General features: G+C 55.1%; 18 protein-coding genes. 7 read left to right on the plus strand and 11 right to left on the minus strand.

Annotated features, from left to right (window positions below):
* Positions 1 to 26: 26 nt before the first annotated feature.
* Complete coding sequence (locus tag PAGR_RS20345; RefSeq protein ID WP_014606914.1) at positions 27 to 923, minus strand: LysR family transcriptional regulator; 897 nt, start codon at positions 921 to 923, stop codon at positions 27 to 29.
* A gap of 185 nt (positions 924 to 1,108) precedes the next feature.
* Entirely contained in the window at positions 1,109 to 1,477 is a 369-nt protein-coding gene (locus PAGR_RS20350; protein ID WP_014606915.1) for a helix-turn-helix domain-containing protein, read from the minus strand.
* Positions 1,478 to 1,701: 224 nt separating this feature from the next.
* Between PAGR_RS20350 and PAGR_RS20355 the strand changes: the two genes are divergently transcribed.
* The 3 genes from PAGR_RS20355 (at position 1,702) to PAGR_RS20365 (ending at position 4,848) form a co-directional block, all read left to right on the plus strand.
* The gene (locus PAGR_RS20355) at positions 1,702 to 2,361 is read left to right on the plus strand and encodes a response regulator (protein WP_014595088.1); all 660 of its coding nucleotides are present in this window, start codon (positions 1,702 to 1,704) and stop codon (positions 2,359 to 2,361) included.
* The gene (locus PAGR_RS20360) at positions 2,358 to 3,707 is read left to right on the plus strand and encodes a sensor histidine kinase (protein ID WP_044042492.1); all 1,350 of its coding nucleotides are present in this window, start codon (positions 2,358 to 2,360) and stop codon (positions 3,705 to 3,707) included. The genes PAGR_RS20355 and PAGR_RS20360 overlap by 4 nt, the downstream gene beginning before the upstream one ends.
* A gap of 274 nt (positions 3,708 to 3,981) precedes the next feature.
* A complete protein-coding gene (locus PAGR_RS20365) occupies positions 3,982 to 4,848 on the plus strand; it encodes a nucleoside-specific channel-forming protein Tsx (RefSeq protein ID WP_014595086.1) in 867 nt (288 codons plus the stop codon).
* A gap of 86 nt (positions 4,849 to 4,934) precedes the next feature.
* Here the strand turns inward: PAGR_RS20365 and yjdN are convergent, their stop codons facing one another.
* Positions 4,935 to 5,372, minus strand: coding sequence for a VOC family metalloprotein YjdN (gene yjdN, locus PAGR_RS20370; protein WP_014606917.1), 438 nt, complete (start codon positions 5,370 to 5,372; stop codon positions 4,935 to 4,937).
* A gap of 571 nt (positions 5,373 to 5,943) precedes the next feature.
* Between yjdN and PAGR_RS20375 the strand changes: the two genes are divergently transcribed.
* Together PAGR_RS20375 and PAGR_RS20380 are read left to right on the plus strand one after the other, a co-directional pair.
* Positions 5,944 to 7,488: a methyl-accepting chemotaxis protein gene (locus PAGR_RS20375; RefSeq protein WP_014606918.1), complete on the plus strand. Its 1,545-nt coding sequence runs from the start codon at positions 5,944 to 5,946 to the stop codon at positions 7,486 to 7,488.
* Positions 7,489 to 7,843: 355 nt separating this feature from the next.
* Positions 7,844 to 9,253 carry an MFS transporter gene (locus PAGR_RS20380; RefSeq protein ID WP_014606919.1) on the plus strand — a complete coding sequence of 470 codons (1,410 nt, stop codon included), beginning with the start codon at positions 7,844 to 7,846 and terminating at the stop codon, positions 9,251 to 9,253.
* A gap of 43 nt (positions 9,254 to 9,296) precedes the next feature.
* Here the strand turns inward: PAGR_RS20380 and PAGR_RS20385 are convergent, their stop codons facing one another.
* The 3 genes from PAGR_RS20385 to PAGR_RS20395 are packed head-to-tail and all read right to left on the minus strand — an operon-like array spanning position 9,297 to position 13,131.
* Positions 9,297 to 10,607 (minus strand): c-type cytochrome, encoded by a 1,311-nt coding sequence (locus tag PAGR_RS20385; RefSeq protein WP_014606920.1) that lies wholly within the window; start codon positions 10,605 to 10,607, stop codon positions 9,297 to 9,299.
* An 11-nt stretch (positions 10,608 to 10,618) separates the two neighbouring features.
* On the minus strand, positions 10,619 to 12,403 hold the full coding sequence (locus PAGR_RS20390; RefSeq protein ID WP_013024201.1) for a GMC family oxidoreductase: 1,785 nt from the start codon (positions 12,401 to 12,403) through the stop codon (positions 10,619 to 10,621).
* 2 nt (positions 12,404 to 12,405) lie between these two features.
* Positions 12,406 to 13,131 carry a gluconate 2-dehydrogenase subunit 3 family protein gene (locus PAGR_RS20395; protein WP_014606921.1) on the minus strand — a complete coding sequence of 242 codons (726 nt, stop codon included), beginning with the start codon at positions 13,129 to 13,131 and terminating at the stop codon, positions 12,406 to 12,408.
* Positions 13,132 to 13,404: 273 nt separating this feature from the next.
* On the opposite strand from PAGR_RS20395, the gene sbmA reads away from it, so the two are divergent.
* The gene (sbmA, locus tag PAGR_RS20400; protein ID WP_014595081.1) at positions 13,405 to 14,652 is read left to right on the plus strand and encodes a peptide antibiotic transporter SbmA; all 1,248 of its coding nucleotides are present in this window, start codon (positions 13,405 to 13,407) and stop codon (positions 14,650 to 14,652) included.
* 541 nt (positions 14,653 to 15,193) lie between these two features.
* On the opposite strand, the gene PAGR_RS20405 is transcribed toward sbmA, so the two are convergent.
* Together PAGR_RS20405 and PAGR_RS20410 are read right to left on the minus strand one after the other, a co-directional pair.
* The gene (locus tag PAGR_RS20405; RefSeq protein ID WP_014606922.1) at positions 15,194 to 15,403 is read right to left on the minus strand and encodes a YdgH/BhsA/McbA family protein; all 210 of its coding nucleotides are present in this window, start codon (positions 15,401 to 15,403) and stop codon (positions 15,194 to 15,196) included.
* 214 nt (positions 15,404 to 15,617) lie between these two features.
* Positions 15,618 to 16,805: an MFS transporter gene (locus tag PAGR_RS20410; RefSeq protein WP_014606923.1), complete on the minus strand. Its 1,188-nt coding sequence runs from the start codon at positions 16,803 to 16,805 to the stop codon at positions 15,618 to 15,620.
* 104 nt (positions 16,806 to 16,909) lie between these two features.
* Between PAGR_RS20410 and PAGR_RS20415 the strand changes: the two genes are divergently transcribed.
* Positions 16,910 to 17,875 (plus strand): AraC family transcriptional regulator, encoded by a 966-nt coding sequence (locus PAGR_RS20415; protein WP_014606924.1) that lies wholly within the window; start codon positions 16,910 to 16,912, stop codon positions 17,873 to 17,875.
* Here the strand turns inward: PAGR_RS20415 and PAGR_RS20420 are convergent.
* The 3 genes from PAGR_RS20420 to murQ form a co-directional block, all read right to left on the minus strand.
* The gene (locus PAGR_RS20420) at positions 17,872 to 19,416 is read right to left on the minus strand and encodes a methyl-accepting chemotaxis protein (protein ID WP_014595079.1); all 1,545 of its coding nucleotides are present in this window, start codon (positions 19,414 to 19,416) and stop codon (positions 17,872 to 17,874) included. The genes PAGR_RS20415 and PAGR_RS20420 overlap by 4 nt on opposite strands.
* A 322-nt stretch (positions 19,417 to 19,738) precedes the next feature.
* Positions 19,739 to 21,172 carry a PTS N-acetylmuramic acid transporter subunit IIBC gene (gene murP, locus PAGR_RS20425; protein WP_014606925.1) on the minus strand — a complete coding sequence of 478 codons (1,434 nt, stop codon included), beginning with the start codon at positions 21,170 to 21,172 and terminating at the stop codon, positions 19,739 to 19,741.
* Positions 21,172 to 22,083, minus strand: coding sequence for an N-acetylmuramic acid 6-phosphate etherase (gene murQ, locus PAGR_RS20430; protein WP_044042587.1), 912 nt, complete (start codon positions 22,081 to 22,083; stop codon positions 21,172 to 21,174). Before murQ ends, murP begins: the two co-directional genes overlap by 1 nt.
* Positions 22,084 to 22,119 lie beyond the last annotated feature (36 nt).

Consider the following 22,119-nt stretch of genomic DNA (forward strand, 5'->3'; position numbering starts at 1 on the left):
CCTGTTTTGTTGCTGTACTGCAACAATCAGCGCGCGCCCAGTTGGTCGATCAGCGTATCGCACAGCAGGTTGATGGGAGAGGCCGATGCGATGTCCTGATGCCTCAGCAGGTAACTCTGTGAGCGATCCATCTGCCACTCCGGCAGCACCTGGACAATTTGCCCCTGCGTCAGCGCCTCCTGCACCATATAGGAAGGCAGATAGGCGATGCCGTTGCCCGCCAGTGCAGCGTTCAGCAGCGCCATACTGTTATTGGCCCGAAAGCGGCTACGCACGTCTACCGCCAGACGCAGCTTATCGCGACGAAAAGGCAGTGCCGCCGTGTGCGCCGGACCGTGAAACATCAAGAGATCATGGCGGGGTAACAGGCGCGGATGCGAAATGGCAGGATGCTGCGCCAGGTAGTCAGGCGCGGCGTACAGGCCCCAGTGGATGTCGCTCAAAACACGAAAGTTGCCCTGGCGGGGCGCATGAGCACGGATAACTATCGCGATGTCTACCCCGTCGCCAAGGGTCTCATCGTTGTTATCCGTAAGGCTGAGATCGACATTGATGTGCAGATGACCGCGCAGAAACCGATTCAGCAGCGGCACGATGCACTGGCAGCCATAGGTGACGGGCGCCTGTAAGCGGACATTACCGGCAGGATTTTGGTGAGCCTGCTGCACAAAATCTTCGGCCCGGTGCATTTCGTCCAGCATACGCACGCAAAAGGGATAGTAAGCCTGGCCGAGTTCCGTCAGCGTCATCCGGCGAGTCGTACGCTGGAGCAGCCGAATGCCCAGCCGCTGTTCCAGCCCGGCAATTTCCCGGCTGATGTGGGACTTTGACACGCCGAGTACGCGTGCGGCTTCCGTAAAGCTTTTGAGTTCCACCACGCGCGCAAACAACATCATGGCGATCAGATTATCGCTGTTAGTCATCGGGTTCCTGGGACAAATCGGCCTGCTGAAGGTTATTGCACAGCCACGACGCCGTGCCTCAGGCAGTCAGAATAAAGCAACGGAAGGAAAGCGGACAGCGTGGGAGCAGGAAAAAGGACGCGAGGCAGCCCTGGCGATGCATGGACATTCCCACAAGTTCGCGGATGGGAATGTCCATACAGAGACTAACTTGCCATGGCATAAGGGAATAATAAACGATCTGGCTCTACCCGGCGCTGACGGCGAAGTTGACCCGGCGTGACCATAAAATAGTTTTTAAACGTTCGTGTGTAGGCCTGTTGGGTATCAAACCCATAGCTCATCGCCACCTGTAAAATGGCTTCGTTGCTGTTAAGCAGCGTCAGGGCCGACTCGGTCAGACGGCGCTGACGGATATACTCGGCCAGTGAGAAGCCGGTATGCTGGCGAAATAACCGTTGCAGGTGCCAACGGGAATAGCCCGCGCGGCGAGCAACTTCGTCCAGATGCAGATCGTGTCCTAAATTGCTTTCTATCCATTCCAGCAAACTACGAATAAACTCGCGCTGATTCATGGTGTTCTCCTGGTTAAAGCAGATGTGCAGGGAACACACTGTAGCGCGTTAAATTTATCCCTTAATTAGCGAAAAATTAGCGCAGAATTAGCAAAGCGGTAAAATCGCCTCTTTAGGTACAGGCATCCGGCGCGCCCCGGCCTTTTAGCAGGCTGAGCGCCCCAATAATTCTGCGCTAATAATCCAGCGCTACACTGTTGCCATTTTTCGGGAGGGCATCATCCATGCGCGTTTTGTTGGTCGAAGATGATGAAATGATCGGCGCGAATTTGCAGCAGGCGCTGGAAGCGGCAGGCTGGTCAGTTGACTGGGTACGCGATGGCGTGTATGCGCAAAACGCCTGGAGCGAAGGCGGCTACAGCTGCGTCCTGCTTGATCTTGGCTTACCCCGGGACGACGGATTGCAGGTGCTGAGACGGGCACGCGGGCGCGGGGATGCCACACCGGTCTTGATCCTTACCGCCCGCGATACGGTCGCTCAGCGCGTACAGGGCCTGGATTATGGTGCGGATGACTACCTGCTCAAGCCTTTTGATCTTCAGGAGGTCATGGCCCGCATGCGTGCGATTACCCGGCGCCATCACGGTTCCGCCGATTCGGTGCTGGGCAGCGGGGATGTTCAACTGGATATGCTGACGCGCGAAGTCCTGTACAAAGGGCAACGTGAGCAGTTAACCGCCCGGGAATATGCCCTGCTCTATGCGCTGCTGGAGCGGCCCGGTGCCATCCTGTCACGCGAGCAGTTAGAGAACCGCATCTATGGCTGGGGCGAAGAAGTCAGCAGCAATGCGGTAGACGTATTAATCCACGGCATGCGGCGCAAGCTGGATAATGATGTGATCCGCAACGTGCGCGGACTGGGTTGGCGAGTACCGGCAATATGAAAATCTTTATGCGATCGTTACGGAATAAATTACTCAGTACGTTACTGGTCATTCATTTGCTGATGATTGGCGGCGTGGCCTGGTATTTCTTTAACTGCTACGGTGAAATGGTGGGCGTCATCAAGGATGAGCAGCTCGCCAAGCTGGCCGATGCCTGGTCAGTGAATCGCGAAATCCCTCCGCTGATGCCGCTGATTGCGCCAGCGCACAAGATCAAAAGCGCCTTCGTCATTCAGCTATGGGATGCCAAAGGTCAGCTACGCTCCAGCTCCTGGCCTGAGTTGCACGCGCCGTTACAGGCCGAAAACGGCTACAAAGATGTGCAGATCGGCGGCTGCCACGACTGCGAATGGCGAATTTATACCCGCTCCGGCCAGCCCGGCAGCGAGATAAAGACCATTCAGGTGATGCTCAATCTCAGCTACATGAAAGAAATGATGGTGAGGCGGGCGCTGTCGGCGATTATTCCGCTGATTTTGATGATGCCGCTGTCATTACTGGTTATCTGGCTGGTCGTGCGCAAAATCACCCGGGATTTGCGCGTTGCCTCCCGGGAGATTGCCGCGCAGGATGCCCATCACCCACACAGCGTTTCACCGGGAAGCCTGCCTGATGAAATTCAGCCGCTGGTCGCCGCCTATAATTCGCTGCTGGATAAACTTCGTGCGGCCTGGTCTTCACAGCGCCAGTTTATGGAAGATGCCGCGCACGAATTGCGGACGCCGGTCACGGCGGTTACGTTGCAGTTGGAGAACCTGCGGCAGCATATTCAGCCTGGCGAGGCCAGTCGTCAGTTTGCACAACTGGAATCGGGCGTGACCCGCACCCGCCATCTGGTGACCCAATTGCTGAATATGTCACGCTGGGAAGATCAGTCGGTTGTCGCAAGCCTCGAAACTATCGCGCTGGAAGATGTGCTGAAAGAGAGCATTGAGCAGCTCATGGTGGTGGCAGATAAACGCGGTATCGACATTGGCTTTAGCGGCACCACGCACTACCAGTTGCAGGCCGGACGATCGGAGCTGCGAAGCCTGTTTGATAACCTGATTGGCAATGCCATGCTTCATACGCCTGAAGGCAGCCTGGTGGATGTCCTGCTGCACCGTGTTGACGGGCAAACCGTGGTAGATATCGTCGATAACGGCCCGGGCATGCCGGAGTCGTTTATTGAACGCGCGTTTGATCGCTTTGCCCGCGCCCCGGATGTTAAAGCCCAGGGGAGCGGGTTAGGCTTGTCTATTGTACGAAGCGTGGCGCACAAACATCATATCCGCGTTGCCCTGTCCAATTGCCTGAATCCGCACGGTGTACGTTGCGGTTTTCAGGTCCGCGTCACTTTTCCCTGATCCTCGCTGTTTGATTCGGAACCGGACAACGTAAACGGTTGCCTGGTTCCGTTCGCCGGAGACAATATTGTGACAAGCATCACAATATTGATGAATTGTTATGCAACACATTTTGACAAATGTGACCAAAAGCTATTTTCTATCTCTCTGTTACAGGCACGCTACGCTAACTAAAACAGGCGGCCTGAGTACATTACTGCCCAACCTTTGGGATTGATTTCCAAACAGCGCGCAAACGATTGTCTTGCGCATAAAAACCAGTGGTCAAAATATAATGAAATTTAAAACGTTAATGGCAGGCGCCCTGCTGGCAGGTTCCTTAAACGGTGCAGTGCAGGCTGCTGACAATGCTCCCCAGTACGTTTCCGACTGGTGGCATCAGAGCGTAAACGTGGTGGGCAGTTACCACACTCGCTTCGGACCGCAGTTCAATAATGACGTCTATCTGGAATATGAAGCGTTTGCGAAAAAAGACTGGTTTGATTTTTACGGCTACGTTGATCTGCCGAACTTCTTTGGCGTGGGCAACAGCAATGCTAACGGCATTTTCGACCACGGTTCGCCGCTGTTCATGGAAATTGAGCCGCGTTTCTCCATTGATAAACTGACCGGCACCAGCCTGGCCTTTGGTCCGTTTAAAGAGTGGTACTTCGCGAACAACTATATCTACGATATGGGCCGCAACAGCGCCAACCGTCAGAATACCTGGTATATGGGCCTGGGCACCGACATCGATACGCACAGCGATATCGGTCTGTCGCTTAACGTCTATGCCAAATACCAGTGGGAAAACTACGGTGCAGCGAATGAAAACAGCTGGGATGGCTATCGCTTCAAAGTGAAATATTTTGTGCCGATCACCACCCTGTGGGGCGGTAACCTTGGCTATGTAGGCTTTACCAACTTCGACTGGGGTTCAGACTTACGCGAAAAGAGTGGCCCGATTCGCACCAGCAATTCAATCGCCTCCAGCCATATCCTGTCGCTGGGTTACGATCACTGGCACTTCTCGGCCGTCGCCCGTTATTTTCATAACGGCGGTCAGTGGGGAGCGGGTCAGGAGTTAGGATTTGGTGAAAGCGCGTCTGAAATCAAGTCCACAGGCTGGGGTTACTACCTGGTCGCTGGCTATAACTTCTGATTGCTGTCGCACCGCGAAAAGAGGTGGCGGCAAACGTTGAGGCCTTCCCATAGGGAAGGCCTCGCGTCTTTACAAACTGCAGCGTATTACGCGTCGGGTTTTACCACGTTGATGCGCCATGGAATATTGAATTTATCGATAATCATGGCGAAGCCGTTAGACCAGAACGTCTCCTGCCATGGCGTAGTGACTTTCCCGCCTGCAGACAGCTTTTCAAACCATGCCTTACCCTGCTCTGCATCATTGGTTGCCAGACTCACGGCATAGCCCGCGTGTTCTGAGGCCGGAGGCTGATGGGGATTGCCATCACTCATCATCAGCTCACCCTGACCAATGCGGAGGTGCGCATGCATAATTTTCTCAGGGGGCAACGGCGGAGCGGACCGATCGCCCACCTGTTCACCCTGCTCCGGCATATCGCCAAACGTCATTTTTTGCAGCAGTTTTCCACCCGTTGCCTGCAAATAGAATTCTATCGCTTCTTCACAGCGACCATAGAGAAACAAATAGGGACATACTTGCATTATTACCTCGATACCGGTGAGTAGAGACTTCCTTATAACGATGTAATAAGTGTAGACGACAGGTCAGGGTTGACGACGATAACCGGATAAAGATTCATCATTCGGATTATTTACCTGACGTAGGTCAGCCTTTTCTCTGTTGATTTTACAAATAAAACAGGACCAGACCTGACAACAATAAAAGCGTGATTTCCTGTCATATATTATTGTCATGGCAATAATAACAAAGCATGACCGTTGAATGATGAAATAAAAGGCCAGTTTATAACGCGTTACGATACATCACCTCTTGCGCCGTGCTGTTTATCGCCAGCAGTCATCCTGTGCACGCGCCGATCTTTCAGGCTTTGTTAAATCTGTCTGGCCCTAAAACTCAGGTTATCTAACGTAAAGGGCGAAATAACCGAACCGGCAGAAAAGATCATCAGATAATAATATTGAATCATCTGGTTCATTATTTCGCTCATCTTTTACCCACCTTATTGTTTATTAATTTCAGCACGTTCCCACTAAATATTTACCCTCCTGATGCCGATATATCAGTCCATAATCCCCTATTCAGGACTGCGTAATGTCGTTAAAAAAATCTTCACTACTGGTTTTGTCGTTCCTGTTAATTCTTTTTCTTATCAGCATATCGGTCAGCATCTGGTTACTGGCCCGGAGCAACGCGTCGTTAAATGCGGTTAATAAAGAAATCCGCGTAGTGTTATCAGTTATCGATCCTATCAACCACAGCCGAACGTTACGCGTCCGGCTGATGGAATACATGAAAGAAATTGAGAACGACGGCACGCAGGGCGGCTATTCTCTGGACAGCGTAAAAAGCGTCGCGGCTAAAGCCGATGCTGCCTTTCAGGCTTATCTGAGTGCGCCACGCATTCCGGGTGAAGAGGCCGATGCAGACCGCTATCGTCAGGCCTATCTGGCTTATCGCGATCGGGGAATTCAACCCTTGATTGAAGCGGCCGAAGCCCGCGATCAGCAGCGCTTTAAAAATCAAATTGCCAACGTAGTCCGCCTCGACCGGCAGTATGAAATCGTCCTGGATCAGGTGCTGGCACAACACGAGGCTTATGCGAAGAAACTGAATACTGACGCCCAGGGCAACTTTTCATCCGGGATCACCCTGCTCATCGTGTTTGGCTTGTTATTCCTGGCCATCATCATTGCGATACTGATCTTTGTCAGACGCTATATCTTATCGCCGCTCAATAACGCAAAAGCGCACTGCAGCGAGATTGCGGCAGGCGTGCTCGATCACCCGGTGCCGGTCAAAATCGGCTCGAAGAGCGAAATTCAGCAACTGATGAGCTCGATGGAGCAAATGCGGACGTCTCTGACGGACATTATTATCCGGGTGCGCCACTCAACCCACGCGGTGTCCTGTGCTTCACAGGAAATTGCCAGCGGTAATATCGATCTGGCGTCCCGTACCGAGCAGCAAGCTGCGGCGCTAACGGAAACGGCGGCCAGCATGGAGCAGTTAGGGGCAACCGTTAAACAGAACACGGACAACGTGTTTGAAGCCTGCCGTCTGGCTAACGAAGCGGTACAGAACGCAGAAACCGGCGAGAAGGTTTCTCAGCAGGTTATCGTTTCAATGGCCAAAATTAATGAAAGTTCGAAGAAGATCGAGGATATTACCAGCGTTATTAACAGCATTGCTTTTCAAACCAATATTCTGGCGCTGAACGCCGCCGTCGAAGCGGCGCGCGCCGGTGAGCAAGGCCGGGGTTTTGCCGTTGTCGCCGGTGAAGTGCGTAATCTCGCGCAACGCAGCGCCGTGGCGGCGAAAGAAATTGAAGGGCTGATTGCCGAATCGGTCGCGACGATTCGCGTGGGTTCTGATCAGGTCAGCCGCACGGGCGAGGCGATGAATGCGATTATTTCCTCGGTGAGCCGGGTGAACGAGCTGATGGACCACATTTCAACCGCGTCCGATGAGCAGCATCACGGTATCAGCCAGATTGAAAAGGCGGTCACTGAGATGGATGGTGTGACGCAGCAAAACGCCGCGCTGGTCCAGGAGTCGGCCGCCGCGGCTGCTTCGCTGGAAGAGCAGGCTCAGCACCTGACCCACTCCGTTTCTGCTTTCCGCCTGTCTGGCGTCTAAAACGGATTCCCGCTCGGGTGATCAGGCCTGAGCGGGAAACAGACTCTGTGCGGCGCGGCGTCAGCCTGTGAGTGCCTGGCCTTTACCGGCCCGCCAATCGTGGTGACGGCTGACCGCGCCTTTGTGCCCTGACCGGCTCTTGTGCCTTTACCTCGGCCGCCTGACGTTCTGCCCTAAAAACCGTCCCAGTCAATACTGCAATATGCGTTGCTAAAAATTCATCACTATTCCTGTCGGCAAGAATCAGGTAATTGATTATTCTGCTGCTTCACGGCTCGCGAATGGGCAACGCTTTCAAAACACATCACGGCCTGTAGCGGGAATGGCAATCATCCTGACATGAGGTTCACCTTACATGACACCAGCCTTCATCACAGGGATAGCACCGACGGCGGCATCGTCGGCCAACACCAGCTTAGCTGAGCGCATTGATGCGCTACCTTCTTCTGTCGGTTTATGGCGCTTTATCTCGCTGCTGGCGCTGGGCGGGTTCTTTGAGCTTTACGATCTGTTTGAAACCGGGTATATCAGCACTGGCTTGCTGGCGGCCGGTATCTTCCACACGGGCAGTGCCGGGATACTGGGCATTACCGATCAGGCTGCGTTTGCTTCCGCTACCTTTCTGGGGCTGTTTGTTGGCGCCAGCCTGCTCACGCCCCTTGCCGACCGCTTTGGTCGTCGACTGACCTTTATCTGTGCCCTGGCCTGGTACGGCGTATTTTCACTGCTCATGGCTTTTCAGCACAGCGCGGAGATGGTGATCCTGTGCCGCTTTCTGGTGGGGATTGGGCTGGGCGTAGAATTGGTCACCATTGATACTTATTTGAGTGAATGGGTGCCCACTCACCTGCGTAACCGGGCTTTTGCCTTTTCGTTTTTTATCCAGTTCCTGTCGGTGCCTGCCGTTGCGCTCATGTCGTGGTGGCTGATGCCGCAAAATATCCTTGGGCTGGAAGGCTGGCGCTGGGTGGTGATTGCCGGTGCGGTCTGTTCACTGGTGATCTGGTTTGTGCGCAAAAACCTGCCAGAGTCCGCGCGCTGGCTGGTGCAGCAGGGGCGCGTCGATGAGGCCCATCAGGTGATGGCGAAAATGGAAAAACGGTGCGGCATCGCCCCGGGCCTGCCGTTGACGAAGCCGTCCGTCTCAGACAAGAAACCGGAGAAGAGCCGCTTTCGGGAGATCTGGTCAGCCCGCTATCGCAAGCGCACGCTTATGTTGGTGGTCATGAACTTCTTTCAGGCGATTGGTTTTTATGGTTTTGGTAACTGGCTGCCGGCATTGCTGTCCGGTCAGGGAACGTCGATCACCCACAGCCTGCTGTATGCGTTTTTTATCACGCTTGCCTACCCGATTGGATCGCTGATTTGTGGCAGTTTTACCAGCCAGCTCGAAAACAAATGGCAAATCGTTCTCTCTTCGCTCATGACGGTGGTATTCGGTACGCTGTTTGCCCTGCAAACCAACCCGGTACTGCTGATTATTTGCGGTTTCCTGATCACCTTCTCGAATGCCTGGCTGACCTGCAGCTATCATGCCTATCAGACCGAGATTTTCCCCACGCACATCCGCGCACGGGCAGTGGGTTTCTGCTACTCGTTCAGCCGGTTATCAACCGCATTCAGCAGTCTTTTGATCGGTGTGATTTTGCAGTACGCCGGCACGCATGGCGTTATCGCGTTTATCGTGCTAAGTATGCTGATGGTGATGCTGTCGGTGGGCGTTTTCGGGCCTAAGACGCGCGGTATCAGGCTGGAACATATCTGAACATTCAGCCTTCCCCCTGCGGGGAAGGCTGAAACACTGAGGTCTACTTCCCTTCTAACACCTTGATATCTGCATTGCCCTGACGATCTTTGACCTCTTCACGCAGGGCAGCCACCTGCTTCGCCGTCACGTTATCCGCCGCATTGTTGCCCCAGCTGCGACGAATAAAGTTCACCACGTCTGCGACCTGCTGATCGTTCAGACGCCAGCCAAATGCCGGCATAGTGATGGTTGAAGGCGCGCCTTTTACTCCACGCAGTTCGCCACCAACCAGCACGATGTGAATCAGCGAGGTCGGATCGTCTGCCATCACCACAGGATTGCCCCGCAGCGCAGGATAGAAGCGTTTATAGCCGCTGCCATCGGTTTTATGGCAGGCTGCGCAGCTGTCCACATAGGTCGCGGCGCCCGTCTGACTGTCGTCGCCCTTCCATAAGGCTTTGGCCGTCGCGTCATCCACGCTAAACGCCACCTGATGCGGATCTTTGGCACCCAGCGACTTCAGATAGCGGGCGATGGCCGTGATGTCTTCATCCGTCAGGTGCTGCAGGCTGTGGTCGACAACGTCCACCATGCCGCCAAAAGCCGCCGTGTGGTCGTTACGCCCATAGCGCAGGAACTGGCGCAGGTCATCTTCACTCCAGCGGCCCAGGCCATCGCGGTTATCTCCGCGCAGATTGCTTGCGGTCCAGCCGTCAACCGGCGCACTGCTGCCCGCCAGATAATCCGTTCCCCCGGCATTGGTTAACGCCTTTTCCTGCAGGGTAAAACTACGCGGCGTATGGCAGGCACCGCAGTGGCCCAGACCTTCTACCAGGTAACGGCCGCGCGCCAACGTCGCATCCTCCTGCGCGGCAGGCTGGAACGCCTTTACATCCGGTGCAAACAGATTGCGCCAGATCGCCAGCGGCCAGCGCATTGACAGGGGCCAGGGAATATCACTCTCTTTGTTGGCCTGACTGACCGGGGCAACTCCGTGCATGAAGTAGGCATACAGCGCCTGCATGTCTTCATCGCTGACCACGGCATAAGACGGATAAGGCATAGCGGGATAGAGCGTATCGCCGTTTTTCGCGATACCGTGCCGCACGGCTTTCTGAAAGTCGTCGTAGCTGTAGTCACCAATACCGGTCGATTTATCCGGCGTGATATTGGTGGAGTAGATCGTGCCAATCGGCGTGGCCATCGGCAATCCCCCTGCAAAGGGCTTGCCGCCTTCACTGCTGTGGCAGGCTACACAGTCGCCCGCGCGCGCCAGATATTCACCGCGTTTGACCCGATCCGCCGTGCTGTCATCCGCCAGGGCGGCGAAGGCGAGGCTGCCCAACACCAGGGCTAAAATACCGTTTTTCATCACCATCTTCCTTATGCCTGCACCAGGGGACCCGGATTCTTCAGGTACTGTTCCCGAATCGCTTTCGCCGACCAGTAGGTCAGTGCGGCGACCATGCCGGTGGGGTTATATCCCAGCCCCTGCGGAAACGCTGAAGCGCCGGGAACGAACACATTCGGCACATCCCAGCTTTGCAGATAACGGTTCACCGCACTGGTATTGGGATCTTCACCCATAATCGCGCCGCCGCTGATGTGGGTCGTCTGATACACGGTCGTGTCAAAATGCGTACCAGGCTTCTTCGCCCCGCCAATGATCATTTTAGGATTCATGGCTTCGGCGATTTTATGCATTTTCCCCACCATGAACTGCGCCATCTTGATGTCGTTGTCCTGCCAGTCGAACGTCATGCGCAGCAACGGCTGGCCGTAGGCATCTTTGTAGTTCGGGTCCAGGTCCAGATAGTTAGCGCGGTAAGACTGGTGCGCACCGTGAGCATCCATGGAAAGGTGGTGCGTGTAGGTGTCCGCCACGGCGGCTTTCCACTGACTGCCCCAGTTTGGCGTGCCGGTCGGCGTGGGGAGCCCCGAGATCGGTTTGGTGCCCGCCTGGTTCACCCAGAACGGCGACCCGCCAACAAAGCCGTGCGGACCATGATCGAAATTGTCGGCATTGAAATCATCCACGGCGACGCCTGCACCGCCTGCACCGATGAAGGGATTGGTGGTGGTGTTTTTATCGAACAGCGCTTTCAACGTCGACAGGTTTTGATAGGCGAAGTTGCGCCCTACCGTACCTTCGTTGGTGATCGGGTTGTAAGGTTTACCGATGCCGGACAACAGCATCAAATGGACGTTATGGAACTGAAAGGCAGACAGAATGACCAGATCCGCCGGTTGCACCTGCTCACGGCCCTGCGCATCGACATAGGTGACACCGGTCGCACGCTGCTTATCACCCGTGAGGTTGACGCGCAGCACGTAAGAATTGTTACGCAGCTCAAACTTTGGCTCCTGACGCAGCGCAGGCAAAATATTCACATTCGGCGATGCCTTGGAATACATATAACAGGCGTAGCCGCTGCAGTAGCCGCAGAAGTTGCACGGCCCCATCTGGGCGCCGTAAGTATTGGTATAGGGACCAGAGGTGTTCGCCGACGGCAGATCGTAAGGGTGATAACCTACGGACTCGGCGGCCTGGGCGAACAGCTGAGCCGACCAGGTCCGCTTTTGCGCGGGCAGTGGAAAGTTGTCAGAGCGATCGGGCGCAAAGGGGTTACCGCCTTTGTCTTTGCCGACGACCTTGCCCTGAATACTCCAGGCACTACCGGAGGTGCCAAACACCTTTTCAGCTTTATCAAAAAACGGCTCCAGCTCCTGGTAGTCCACGCCAAAGTCCTGAATGGTCATGCCTTCAGGAATAAAGTTTTTACCGTAGCGCGCCTCATAGTGGCTACGCAGCTTCAGCTCTACGGGATCAACCCGAAAATGGACACCCGACCAGTGCAGCCCGGCGCCGCCGGTACCGGTACCGGGCAGGAAGGCCGCCAGTTGGCGGTAAGGCACGGCCGTTTGTGAGGCGTCGTGCCGAATGGTGACGGTGCTCTTAGACAGGTCCTGAAACAGCTTTTTGCGAACGTTGTAGGTCAGCTCATCAATCGACTGCGGGTAAGAACCATCCGGATAGGTATCACGATGTGGACCGCGCTCCAGCGCCAGCACGTTCAGACCTGCTTCGGTCAGCTCTTTGGCCATAATGGCGCCCGCCCAGCCAAAGCCGACAATCACGGCATCCACTTTCTTTAATTCATTTGCCATGCTCAGCTTCTCTCTCCACGAATCGACACTGACGGGAACGGATAGCGTTCACCGCGCTCTACCCAGTCCATAAAGTCGGCGCGTGCGCCAGGGAAGTTGATGAGCTTCCAGCCCACCATGCCCTGATTGCCGCCGTGGATGGGATCGCTAAAGAAGCCTTCGCGGGTGTTCTGCAATAAGTATGAGAAAAACACGTTGGCGGGCAGCTGACGGAAACCGGCTTTGCCGCTCTCCATGGCCTGTAATAATGCGTCCTGCTGCCCGGCGTCGAGTTGGGCAAACACCTTACCGTGCTGCTGCTGACTGTAATGATCGGCATCAGCCAGACCGAGACGGTAGATCTGTTGCGGCACCAGCGGCAGCTGATAGCCCATTTCTTTAGGGACGTCGGGATTGAAAGGCCCCTGCATATACCAGTTTGCTCCGGTGGCGTAAGGCGTATTCATCTGACGATCGATAAACTCAGGCACGCCTGCTTCCAGCGCGCCGGGGCCGCGTTCATCAGCAGGAATCAGGCGCGCAACGGCCGCCTTGATAAAGGCAAATTCCTCGGCGGTAAACCAAGTGGGCTGATAATCTCGGGCGGGCTGGGGTGCGGCGGGCGCTGCCGCCTGAGCGGGCGCAGAAAATGCACCAAGTGCGCTACTGCCTACCGCCACTGCGGGCGCCAGGGTGATGGTCTTCAGCAAAAAATCCCTGCGTGAATGACCCTTTTTCTGGTCTGACATGACATTGCCTCATCACCGCATCAACTGCGGTACGAAAAAGAGAAGTGAGTACGTTGTAGTGGTTTTTATCTGCGGATTTCGGGTACAACGAACTGTTACCGGTAACAATGAATATAAGTGTAACACCATTGCCAATAAACATTTAGTTTAAGGAAACAAAAAAGCACAATTTCATTAACATATATTTTGTCGATGTCATGTTCAGAAACAACAGGCTACAGACAGATAGCCGTTTAAACGTTATAAAAGCGATTACACAACAGCGGAGTACCTATGTTTAAGTCTTTCTTCCCGCGACCGGGACTGTTTTTCAGCTCGGCCGCCCTTTGGAGTTTACTGGCGATTTTTGGCTGGTTTGGCTTTGCCAGCGATTTACCGGCCCATTTTTGGCCTGCTTTTCAGGCCGCCATCAAGCAGCCCTTGCCCACGACGGTAATGCGGTTTATTGCGCCGGGTGAGTTGTGGTTTTATGCCTATTACTGGCTGATGGTGGCAATTTTCGCGATAGCCTGGCGACTAACTGACAACCATCCGTGGCAACGCTGGTCGGTATGGGGTTCGGCACTGATTATTTTTGTCACCTGGTTTGGTGTGCAGGTTGGCGTTGCCGTAAACGCCTGGTATGGCCCTTTTTATGATTTGATCCAAAAAGCGCTGACGAAAGCCGGCTCGGTTCAAATCAACGAATTTTATGCTCAGGTGATGGCCTTTTTGGGCATTGCCTTAATTGCGGTCGTTATTGGCGTGATGAATGCTTTTTTCATCAGCCATTGGGTATTCCGCTGGCGTACCGCAATGAACAATTATTATATGCACCACTGGCAGCGCTTACGCCACGTTGAAGGCGCGGCTCAGCGTGTGCAGGAAGATACCATGCGTTTTGCCACAACGCTGGAAAGCTGGGGCGTGAACTTTATCCAGGCCATTATGACCCTGGTGGCGTTTCTGCCGGTGTTGATCGCCCTGTCACATCATGTCGAAAACATTCCGATTCTGGGGAATCTCCCTTACGCGCTGGTGATTGCTGCGGTTCTCTGGTCGCTGTTCGGTACCGGTCTGCTGGCGCTGGTCGGGATTAAGCTCCCCGGTCTCGAATTTCGTAATCAACGGGTTGAAGCTGCTTATCGTAAAGAGCTGGTTTACGGCGAAGACAACGCCGACCGTGCCACACCACCCACGGTAAAAGTGCTGTTCAACAACGTGCGGGTTAACTATTTCCGTCTGTATTTTCACTATCTCTACTTCAACATCAGCCGCATTCTTTATCTTCAGGTCGATAACGTCTTTGGACTGTTTCTGTTGTTCCCGTCCATTGTAGCCGGAACGATAACGCTGGGTTTGCTTAACCAGATAACCAACGTTTTCGATCAGGTCCGCAGCTCGTTCCAGTACCTGATCACCTCGTGGTCGACGCTGGTTGAGCTGATGTCTATCTATAAACGTCTGCGTAGCTTTGAGCAGATTCTGGATGACGTGCCGCACGGTGAGATGATGCGTGACGCCTCTGAAGACGTGTCATAACCAGGCTCTTCGCCTGCGGCAGCCTCATGCCGCAGGCAAATTATCGCGAATCCAGAGTCATGAGTCGGTGCCTGCCAGGATTGTTGGCCGCGCTTCACGCAATCCAGACTGACAAGCAGAACCTGGCGACTTGCAGAGCGCAGCAGACCGGTAAACCGGTTACTGATGCGGTTTACGTCTTCCCCTTCTGCCCAGGCTCTGCTTCCCTTAGCCCGTGATGGACTTTGCCATCGGCTGTCGTCCGACCAGGCTTACGTGGTCTTACCGTCTTGCTACATCAGGGATCGTCCGAGGCCAGCCAGTCTTGCACCTGGCTATTAATGGCAGTAAATCGTCTCTCGCGTGAAATCGCGGCCGCAGCGGAGAAGCCTGCACGTTATCGCGCCCAAAAATCAGGCAAGCGTCTGCACAGCTGACAGGCTTAGTGGCGAATAACAAAGGAGTCTGATGGGGAACCTGGAAGGGAAAAGATGAAACGGCGGGCATCCACAAACGCCGCCAGGACGCCCATAGGCGTCCTGTCAGCACACAACTTCAAGCATTATTTCAGCAGTTCAGCGGTCATGTGCACGCCGTTATTGGTGTTAGCTTCGGTGATTTTATAGGAAGCACCAGCTTCTTGCGCCTGCGCAGCAATTTTCGCTTCGGTGCTGTCCAGAGTAGAACCGGTCGCTGTCACAGTTTGCGCGAAGCCTGCAACAGGAAGAACGGCAAGGGCGATAACAGCAGCAAAAGTTTTGATAGTTTTCATGATAAATTCCTCGGTCATTTTCAGTTTATTTAAGGCGTTTTGCCTTGTGTGAAAACATAATAGGCCGAATATTGATCAGAAAAAAGCAGAGGGTTTTGCTTAAGTTGTTCAATAAAACTGAAATTGAAAAGCACGTTTAGCCCTGTTAAAACACAAAAGGTTAAAAAACCAGACTGCAATAAAAAGGCAGCATATATCGCTGCCATGAGTCACATTAACCGTGATGCCTGACGCGGGAAAAGATCGTTACTGCCGCCACCAGCATCAGCGCGCTACTGGCAAGGAAAACGCCGCCTGCGCCGCGTAAGTCAAACATCCAGCCTCCCGCCGCCGCGCCCACCGTAATCGCTAACTGAATGGTTGCCACCAGTAACCCACCGCCCGATTCAGCATCGTCTGGCACCGCACGAGAAATCCACGTGGACCAGCCCGTCGGCATCGAACCAAACGCCAGGCCCCAGATCGCGACACCGCCTGCAACCAGCCAGCCAGTATGGCCAAAACTCACCAGCATCAGGGCCGTCGCGCCCATCAGCAGGGCCATTCCGCTCAGCGTCAGTGATACGCTACGTGTCACCAGATAACCGGCCAGATACGTACCCACAAAGTTAGCGATGCCAAATGCGAGCAGCACCAGAGACAGCTGGCTGAGGTCAAGCCGCGCCACGCTTTCCAGAAATGGTCGCAGATAGGTGAAAAAAGCAAAGTGGGCAGTAAACATCATGATCACCGCCAGCATTCCCCAGCGCATGACATTTATCCGTAACAACGCCAGCACACCGCCGCTGCGCGCGTTGCCTTCGGCAGGCATGGCGGGAAGGGTGAAAAACTGCCAGAGCAGGGAAGTCGCGCCCAGGCCCGCCGTAAACAGGAAGATCGCTCGCCAGCCTACCAGCCCGCCCAGATAACTACCCAGCGGGGTCGCAATAATGGTCGCCAGTGAGATACCACTAAACACGATGGAGAGTGCGCGAGGAACCTGATCGGCGGGCACCAGCCGCATGGTAATGGCGGTAGACAACGTCCAGAAGCCACCAATGGCCACTCCCAGCAGGACGCGCGCCAGCAAAATGACGGTCAGATTGGCGGCCAGTGCCACCATCAATGCGGAAACGATGAGCAGTAATGAGAAGGCCAGCATCACCACCCGGCGATCGATGCGTCGGACCAGGCTGCCTACCGTCAGACTGGTGAGAAGCGCAATCAGGGCCGTGACGGTCACTGTCTGTCCCGCCAGACCTTCCGAAACGTTCAGGCTGCGCGCTATCGGCGTCAGCAAACTAATAGGTAAAAACTCGGCGGTAATCAGGCTAAATACGCCAAACGACATCGCAAAGACGGCGCCCCACGCTGGATGAGTGGGTATGGAAACCTCATCAGCCACTTCAGTGTTGAGACTCATGTTGCTTCTCCGGAAAAAAAAGTAGTGCTGAGCATAGAGGGGATGAGCAAGACGATCTATGATGGTTACACCGTCATTTTTGATAATTCGTCTGGATTTCTGTGATGAGCCGTTACGATGAGTTGACCAGTGAGTTGCTAATGGGCATGCGCCTGTATGGCGTTAACTACCAGCGCATTGCCGTCAGCGCCCCTTTTGGCCTGCGCTTTAATGATTCTCCGGGACGGGCCCAGTTTCATTTTGTCGGGCGCGGTACGCTGCTGGTGCGTGGCGCATCCGGCGCGCTTTTCACGCTGAACAGTGGCGATGCCCTGCTGATCCCTCACGGTAAGCCGCACAGCCTGCTCTCCAGTGAGGATGCCGACTGTCAGTGCATTGACGCGATGGCGAGCAAACCGATCTGTGACAGTATCTGTGCCATTACGGCACCGGCAGATGCCTGTGAAGATGACCACAGCGTCCTGTTATTCAGCGCCAGCATGGCATTTGAACTGGGCGGCATGCAGCCGCTGATCAACACGATGCCGGACGTCATGCTGGTCAGTACGCTGCTGTCACACTATCCGGAGATTCGCCCAATGCTGGAGGCGATGGAGCGTGAATCACGAACCCGACACGCGGGTCACGCCGGGATTCTTTCGCGTCTGGCGGATGTGGTTGCGGCCCTGGTGGTGCGTGGCTGGGTAGAAAATGGCTGTGGGCAAAGTAGCGGGCTGGTGCAGGCGATGCGCGATCCGCGCCTGAGTGAGGCCATTGCCGCCATGCACCGTTCTCCGGGCGAGAACTGGACGGTAGAACGTTTAGCGCGCGAAGCCGGTAGCTCACGCTCGGTATTTGCCGAACGCTTTCTTCATGCCACCGGTATGACGCCGCTGCGCTACCTGACCGAATTGCGCATGCGACTGGCGGTTAAACGCATCGCCGACCATGGTGAGGCGCTGGAAACGGTCGCTTTCGATTTGGGCTATGGTTCACTGGCCGCTTTTAGCCGGGCCTTTAAACGAATAATCGGCCAGTCACCCGGTGCGCTGCGTGCCGGCTATGCGGGCACGCAGGCGGTCGCGTCTTAGCGAAACACGCTGATCGCTTCAACCAGCCGGTTAGCCTGATGCGTCATGCGCCCTGAGGCTTCTGCGCTTTCCTGAACGCGGGCGGCGTTTTGATGGGTAATATCGTCCAGATCTTCCACCGCCGTGCTCACTTCACTCAACGCGGTGGACTGTTCTGCTGTCGCGGCGCTGATTTGGCCGATCAGTGACGTCACGTTCTGGACCTGCTGCACAATGTCCTGCATGGTATGGCCTGCGGCACCCGCATGCTCGTTACCCGAATTGACCCGGCTGGCGCTGGTTTCAACCAGCGCTTTAATCTCGCTGGCGGCTTTTGCGCTGCGCTGTGCCAGGCTCCGCACCTCACCGGCCACCACGGCGAACCCTTTCCCCTGTTCACCCGCTCTGGCCGCCTCTACCGCCGCGTTCAGCGCCAGGATGTTGGTCTGGAAAGCAATGCTGTCGATAACGCTGGTGATACTGGCAATGCGCTGTGAGCTGTCAGCGATTTCTGCCATCATTCCCATCATCTCCTTCATGACCTCGCCGCCCTTGCTTGCCGCTTCACTGGTGTTAACAGAGAGCGAACTCACTTCCTGTGCGGTCTGCGTATTACTTTTTACCGTTGCGGTCATTTCGTTCATGGTCGCGGCCGTTTGCTGTACGTTGGCCGCCGCCTGCTCGGTGCGACGACTCAGTTCATTATTGCTACGGGCAATCGCATCACTGGCACTCAGCACATTAATGGCCTGGCCACTGACATCATCGACTAACCAGCGGAACATCAGCCCCAGCTGTCCAATGGCGCGTAGCGTCAGTCCTACCTCGTCAATGCGATCCATCTGCTCAACCTGATGGCTGGCACCGGTTGCCACACGCAGCGCCTGCCTGCACATGCGCTCGATGGGACGCGAGATCTGCTGTTCGAGCCACAGGCTGGCCAGCAACAGCAGGCAGGCCATACCGGCCGTAAAGCCCGCCAGCGCCAGTGGCGCAACGCCCAATGCCCAGACGCCCGCAACCGACAGCGGCAAGACAGCCAGTAACGCAGTGCGAATGCGCCAGCGGAGCGGCAACGTTTTTAATATCGATCCAAGACGACGCCAGCCGCTGCGTATAATCAGCCCTTTGTGAAACTGGCGGCCCCTTGCGCGTCCTTCGCGGAAATCGCGATACAGCGCTTCACACTGTTTAACCTCCTGCGCTGAGGGCTTAGTGCGTACGGACATATAGCCCTGGACCTTGCCGTCACGCACCACCGGAATGGCATTCGCCCGCACCCAGTAATGGTCTCCGTTTTTACGCCGGTTTTTAACCAGCGCGGTCCAGGGTTCACCCTGTTTTAAGGTGGCCCACATATCTGCAAAGGCTTCTGGTGGCATATCCGGATGGCGCACCATATTGTGCGGCTGCCCTTTTACCTCATCAGAGGTAAAACCACTGGCCTCAATAAAGGCGTCGTTGGCATAGGTGATATAGCTATTCAGGTCGGTCGTTGACATCAGTGTGGCATGATCGTCATAGACATATTCACGCTGGGAAACAGGTTGGTTATTGCGCATAGGAGTCCTTGCTCGTACCAGTCAGACTTACACCAGAAGTGTTAATGAGTGAGTGTTAAAAGGTAAAGATTACCTTTTTTTATGTTTTCGGCACTTGCGTAATGACTCTTTAGTGCTACGCGCAAATTTGTTGCATTTAAAAAGCCGCTTTAGGGCGGCTTTTGGTATTTATACCGCGATCATTCATTGCGAACGTAGCGGGTTGAGTACGCAGACTGGTAAGCCCGAGACAGTGTTAGGGACGTTTTGATGCAACAGATTCCCCATCCTTATTTTTTTACAGACCTGCCTAACAGGCTTTCTTCGTGTTTTATTTATCAATTCAGCGCAGGTCGACATTGCGGGTGCCGAACCACCACGTCAGTAAAAAGCCGCTAACCCAGGCGACAATCAATCCCCCCAGATAGACAGCCATGCCGGCAAAAATCCCCTGATGCGACGTCATCAGCGGCAGCGTGACCAGCCCAGACGGGCCAAATACGGTATTCATGCCCACCGGCAGCCCCAGCCATGCCACTAAGCCAATAAAGAATCCGCCGACCGCACCGCCACAGCAGGCGGTAATAAAAGGTTTGAGGCGCGGCAGCGTTACTCCGTAGATAAGCGGTTCCCCCACGCCCAGTAAGCCTGGCACGATAGCGCCTTTTATCTGGGCACGCAGCAGCGCGCCCTTTTCCGCTTTGCACCAGAGCGCCAGCGAGGCACCGACCTGACCGGCACCCGCCATGGCGAGAATCGGAAACAGTGAGTTAAATCCCTGGGTTTCCATCAGGGCAAAATAGACCGTGATAAATCCCTGATGAATGCCAAACATGACGGCGATCAGGAACAGTCCGGCCAGTAGCGCACAGCCAAACGGGTTGTTATTGAGGTGGATAAAGAGCCATGACATGCCCTTAAACAGCTCGCCGCCGACCGGCATAATCAGCAGGTATGTCAGCGCGCCCGTGATCAATAAGGTCAGCAGCGAGGTGAGAATCATATCCAGATTGTCTGGAATGATCGTGCGCAGCCGCCTTTCCAGCCAGCCACCAAACATGGCCGCCAGCAGCACCCCGATGATATTACCGCGCGGATCGATAGCCAGACCAAAAAAGCTGTCCATACCGCTGTAATAGCCGACTTTGGCATCCGGCACGTAGCCCAGAATAAACAGCGAGGCGATGATGGCCCCGTTTACGCCCGTGCCGCCGAAGGCTTTTTGCGCGTTGTAGCCAATCAGAATGCTGAGGAAGGTAAACAGCCCTTTGCCGAACACTTTCATATAGGCCACGCCCTGAATCAGCCAGCCAGGATGATCGCCAGGCGTGCTCAGGTGCAGGCTTTGCTCAATCAGGGTGGCAAACCCCAGCAGTAAACCTGCGGCAATAAAACCCGGAATGAGCGGCGTAAAAATGGTGGCGAAGCGTGCCAGGAACTGCTGCAGCGCGCCGGTCTGCCTGGCTTTTATCTGCTGTTTCTGTTCTGCCGCTACCTGGTGCAATACCGCGGCATCGCCCTGCGCCTGCGCCAGGATGGCCTGCATCCGTTCTGCCGCCGTCTGTGCCTTACCAGGACCGAGCACTATCTGCAACTGATCATCGCTGTCGATGACGCCCAGCACGCCGGGCAGGCGTTTCAGCCGGGCAATATCGGCCTGATTGTGTCTCAGCGTCAGTCGTAAACGCGTCATACAGTTGCCGCATACGACGATGTTCGCCGCGCCGCCCACTGCCTGCACGATATCGTGCAGAAGTGCATCGGTCATTTTTGCCATTAGCGCGCTCCCGAATCCTGTAATGCTTTGCGGATAAAGCCCTGGTGCTTAGCGAGCAGCGCGATCGCCTCATCGGCATTTAATCCTGCCAACACCATGAGGATGGCGGTTTTACAGTGTCCGCCACAGGCCGACAGCGCCGAGCGGGCGCTGGCTTCATCACAGTCAGTGGCCTGCATAACAATGTTAACCTGCCGCTGCACCAGCTTTTGGTTAGTGGCTTCAACATCCACCATCAGGTTGCCGTAAACCTTACCGCTACGAATCATCGCCCCGGTGGTGAGCATATTCAGCACCAGCTTCTGTGCGGTTCCGGCTTTCATGCGTGATGATCCCGTCACCACTTCAGGCCCCACTACTGGCGTCAGGGCGATATCGGCGACCTGAGCCATTTTGCTGTGTGGATTACAGGTCAGCGCTATCGTGGAGGCACCGCACTGCCGGGCATAATCCAGCGCGCCCAATACATAGGGCGTCCGTCCACTGGCAGCGATGCCGACCAGCACGTCGTAGCGGCTAAAGTGAATAACATTCAGATCCTGAGCGCCCTGTTCCACATTGTCTTCTGCGTTCTCTACCGCCTGCAAGATGGCCTGATGGCCCCCGGCAATCAGGCCAATAACCTGGTCGCGTGGCGTTCCGAAAGTTGGTGGGCATTCACTTGCATCAAGAATACCTAAACGGCCGGATGTCCCGGCACCGCAGTAAACCAGACGTCCCCCTGCGCTGAACGCCGCGCAGATTGCCTCCACCGCGCGCGCAATCTCCGGCACGATCGCCTCCACGGCCAGAGCGACTTTTTTGTCTTCCTCGTTGATGACCCGCAGCATCGCCTCTGTGCTCATTTCATCAATATGCTGGCTGGCCGGATTGCGCCCTTCCGTGATCATCTGACTGAGATCGATTTTCACACTCGTCCTCCACAGGAATAATTTATTCTGAATATT

The sequence above is a fragment of the Pantoea ananatis PA13 genome (assembly GCF_000233595.1).
In the GTDB taxonomy this organism is placed as follows: domain Bacteria; phylum Pseudomonadota; class Gammaproteobacteria; order Enterobacterales; family Enterobacteriaceae; genus Pantoea; species Pantoea ananatis.

Excerpts from the sequence above, each read along its gene's own strand:
- PAGR_RS20405 (WP_014606922.1), bottom strand. The coding sequence starts at position 15,403 with ATGAAAACTATCAAAACTTTTGCTGCTGTTATCGCCCTTGCCGTTCTT.
- PAGR_RS20385 (WP_014606920.1), bottom strand. The coding sequence starts at position 10,607 with ATGAAAAACGGTATTTTAGCCCTGGTGTTGGGCAGCCTCGCCTTCGCC.
- PAGR_RS20420 (WP_014595079.1), bottom strand. The coding sequence starts at position 19,416 with ATGCGCAATAACCAACCTGTTTCCCAGCGTGAATATGTCTATGACGAT.
- murP (WP_014606925.1), bottom strand. The coding sequence starts at position 21,172 with ATGGCAAAAATGACCGATGCACTTCTGCACGATATCGTGCAGGCAGTG.
- PAGR_RS20415 (WP_014606924.1), top strand. The coding sequence starts at position 16,910 with ATGAGCCGTTACGATGAGTTGACCAGTGAGTTGCTAATGGGCATGCGC.
- sbmA (WP_014595081.1), top strand. The coding sequence starts at position 13,405 with ATGTTTAAGTCTTTCTTCCCGCGACCGGGACTGTTTTTCAGCTCGGCC.
- PAGR_RS20410 (WP_014606923.1), bottom strand. The coding sequence starts at position 16,805 with ATGAGTCTCAACACTGAAGTGGCTGATGAGGTTTCCATACCCACTCAT.
- PAGR_RS20360 (WP_044042492.1), top strand. The coding sequence starts at position 2,358 with ATGAAAATCTTTATGCGATCGTTACGGAATAAATTACTCAGTACGTTA.
- PAGR_RS20390 (WP_013024201.1), bottom strand. The coding sequence starts at position 12,403 with ATGGCAAATGAATTAAAGAAAGTGGATGCCGTGATTGTCGGCTTTGGC.
- PAGR_RS20380 (WP_014606919.1), top strand. The coding sequence starts at position 7,844 with ATGACACCAGCCTTCATCACAGGGATAGCACCGACGGCGGCATCGTCG.
- PAGR_RS20375 (WP_014606918.1), top strand. The coding sequence starts at position 5,944 with ATGTCGTTAAAAAAATCTTCACTACTGGTTTTGTCGTTCCTGTTAATT.
- yjdN (WP_014606917.1), bottom strand. The coding sequence starts at position 5,372 with ATGCAAGTATGTCCCTATTTGTTTCTCTATGGTCGCTGTGAAGAAGCG.
- PAGR_RS20365 (WP_014595086.1), top strand. The coding sequence starts at position 3,982 with ATGAAATTTAAAACGTTAATGGCAGGCGCCCTGCTGGCAGGTTCCTTA.
- PAGR_RS20350 (WP_014606915.1), bottom strand. The coding sequence starts at position 1,477 with ATGAATCAGCGCGAGTTTATTCGTAGTTTGCTGGAATGGATAGAAAGC.
- PAGR_RS20395 (WP_014606921.1), bottom strand. The coding sequence starts at position 13,131 with ATGTCAGACCAGAAAAAGGGTCATTCACGCAGGGATTTTTTGCTGAAG.
- PAGR_RS20355 (WP_014595088.1), top strand. The coding sequence starts at position 1,702 with ATGCGCGTTTTGTTGGTCGAAGATGATGAAATGATCGGCGCGAATTTG.
- PAGR_RS20345 (WP_014606914.1), bottom strand. The coding sequence starts at position 923 with ATGACTAACAGCGATAATCTGATCGCCATGATGTTGTTTGCGCGCGTG.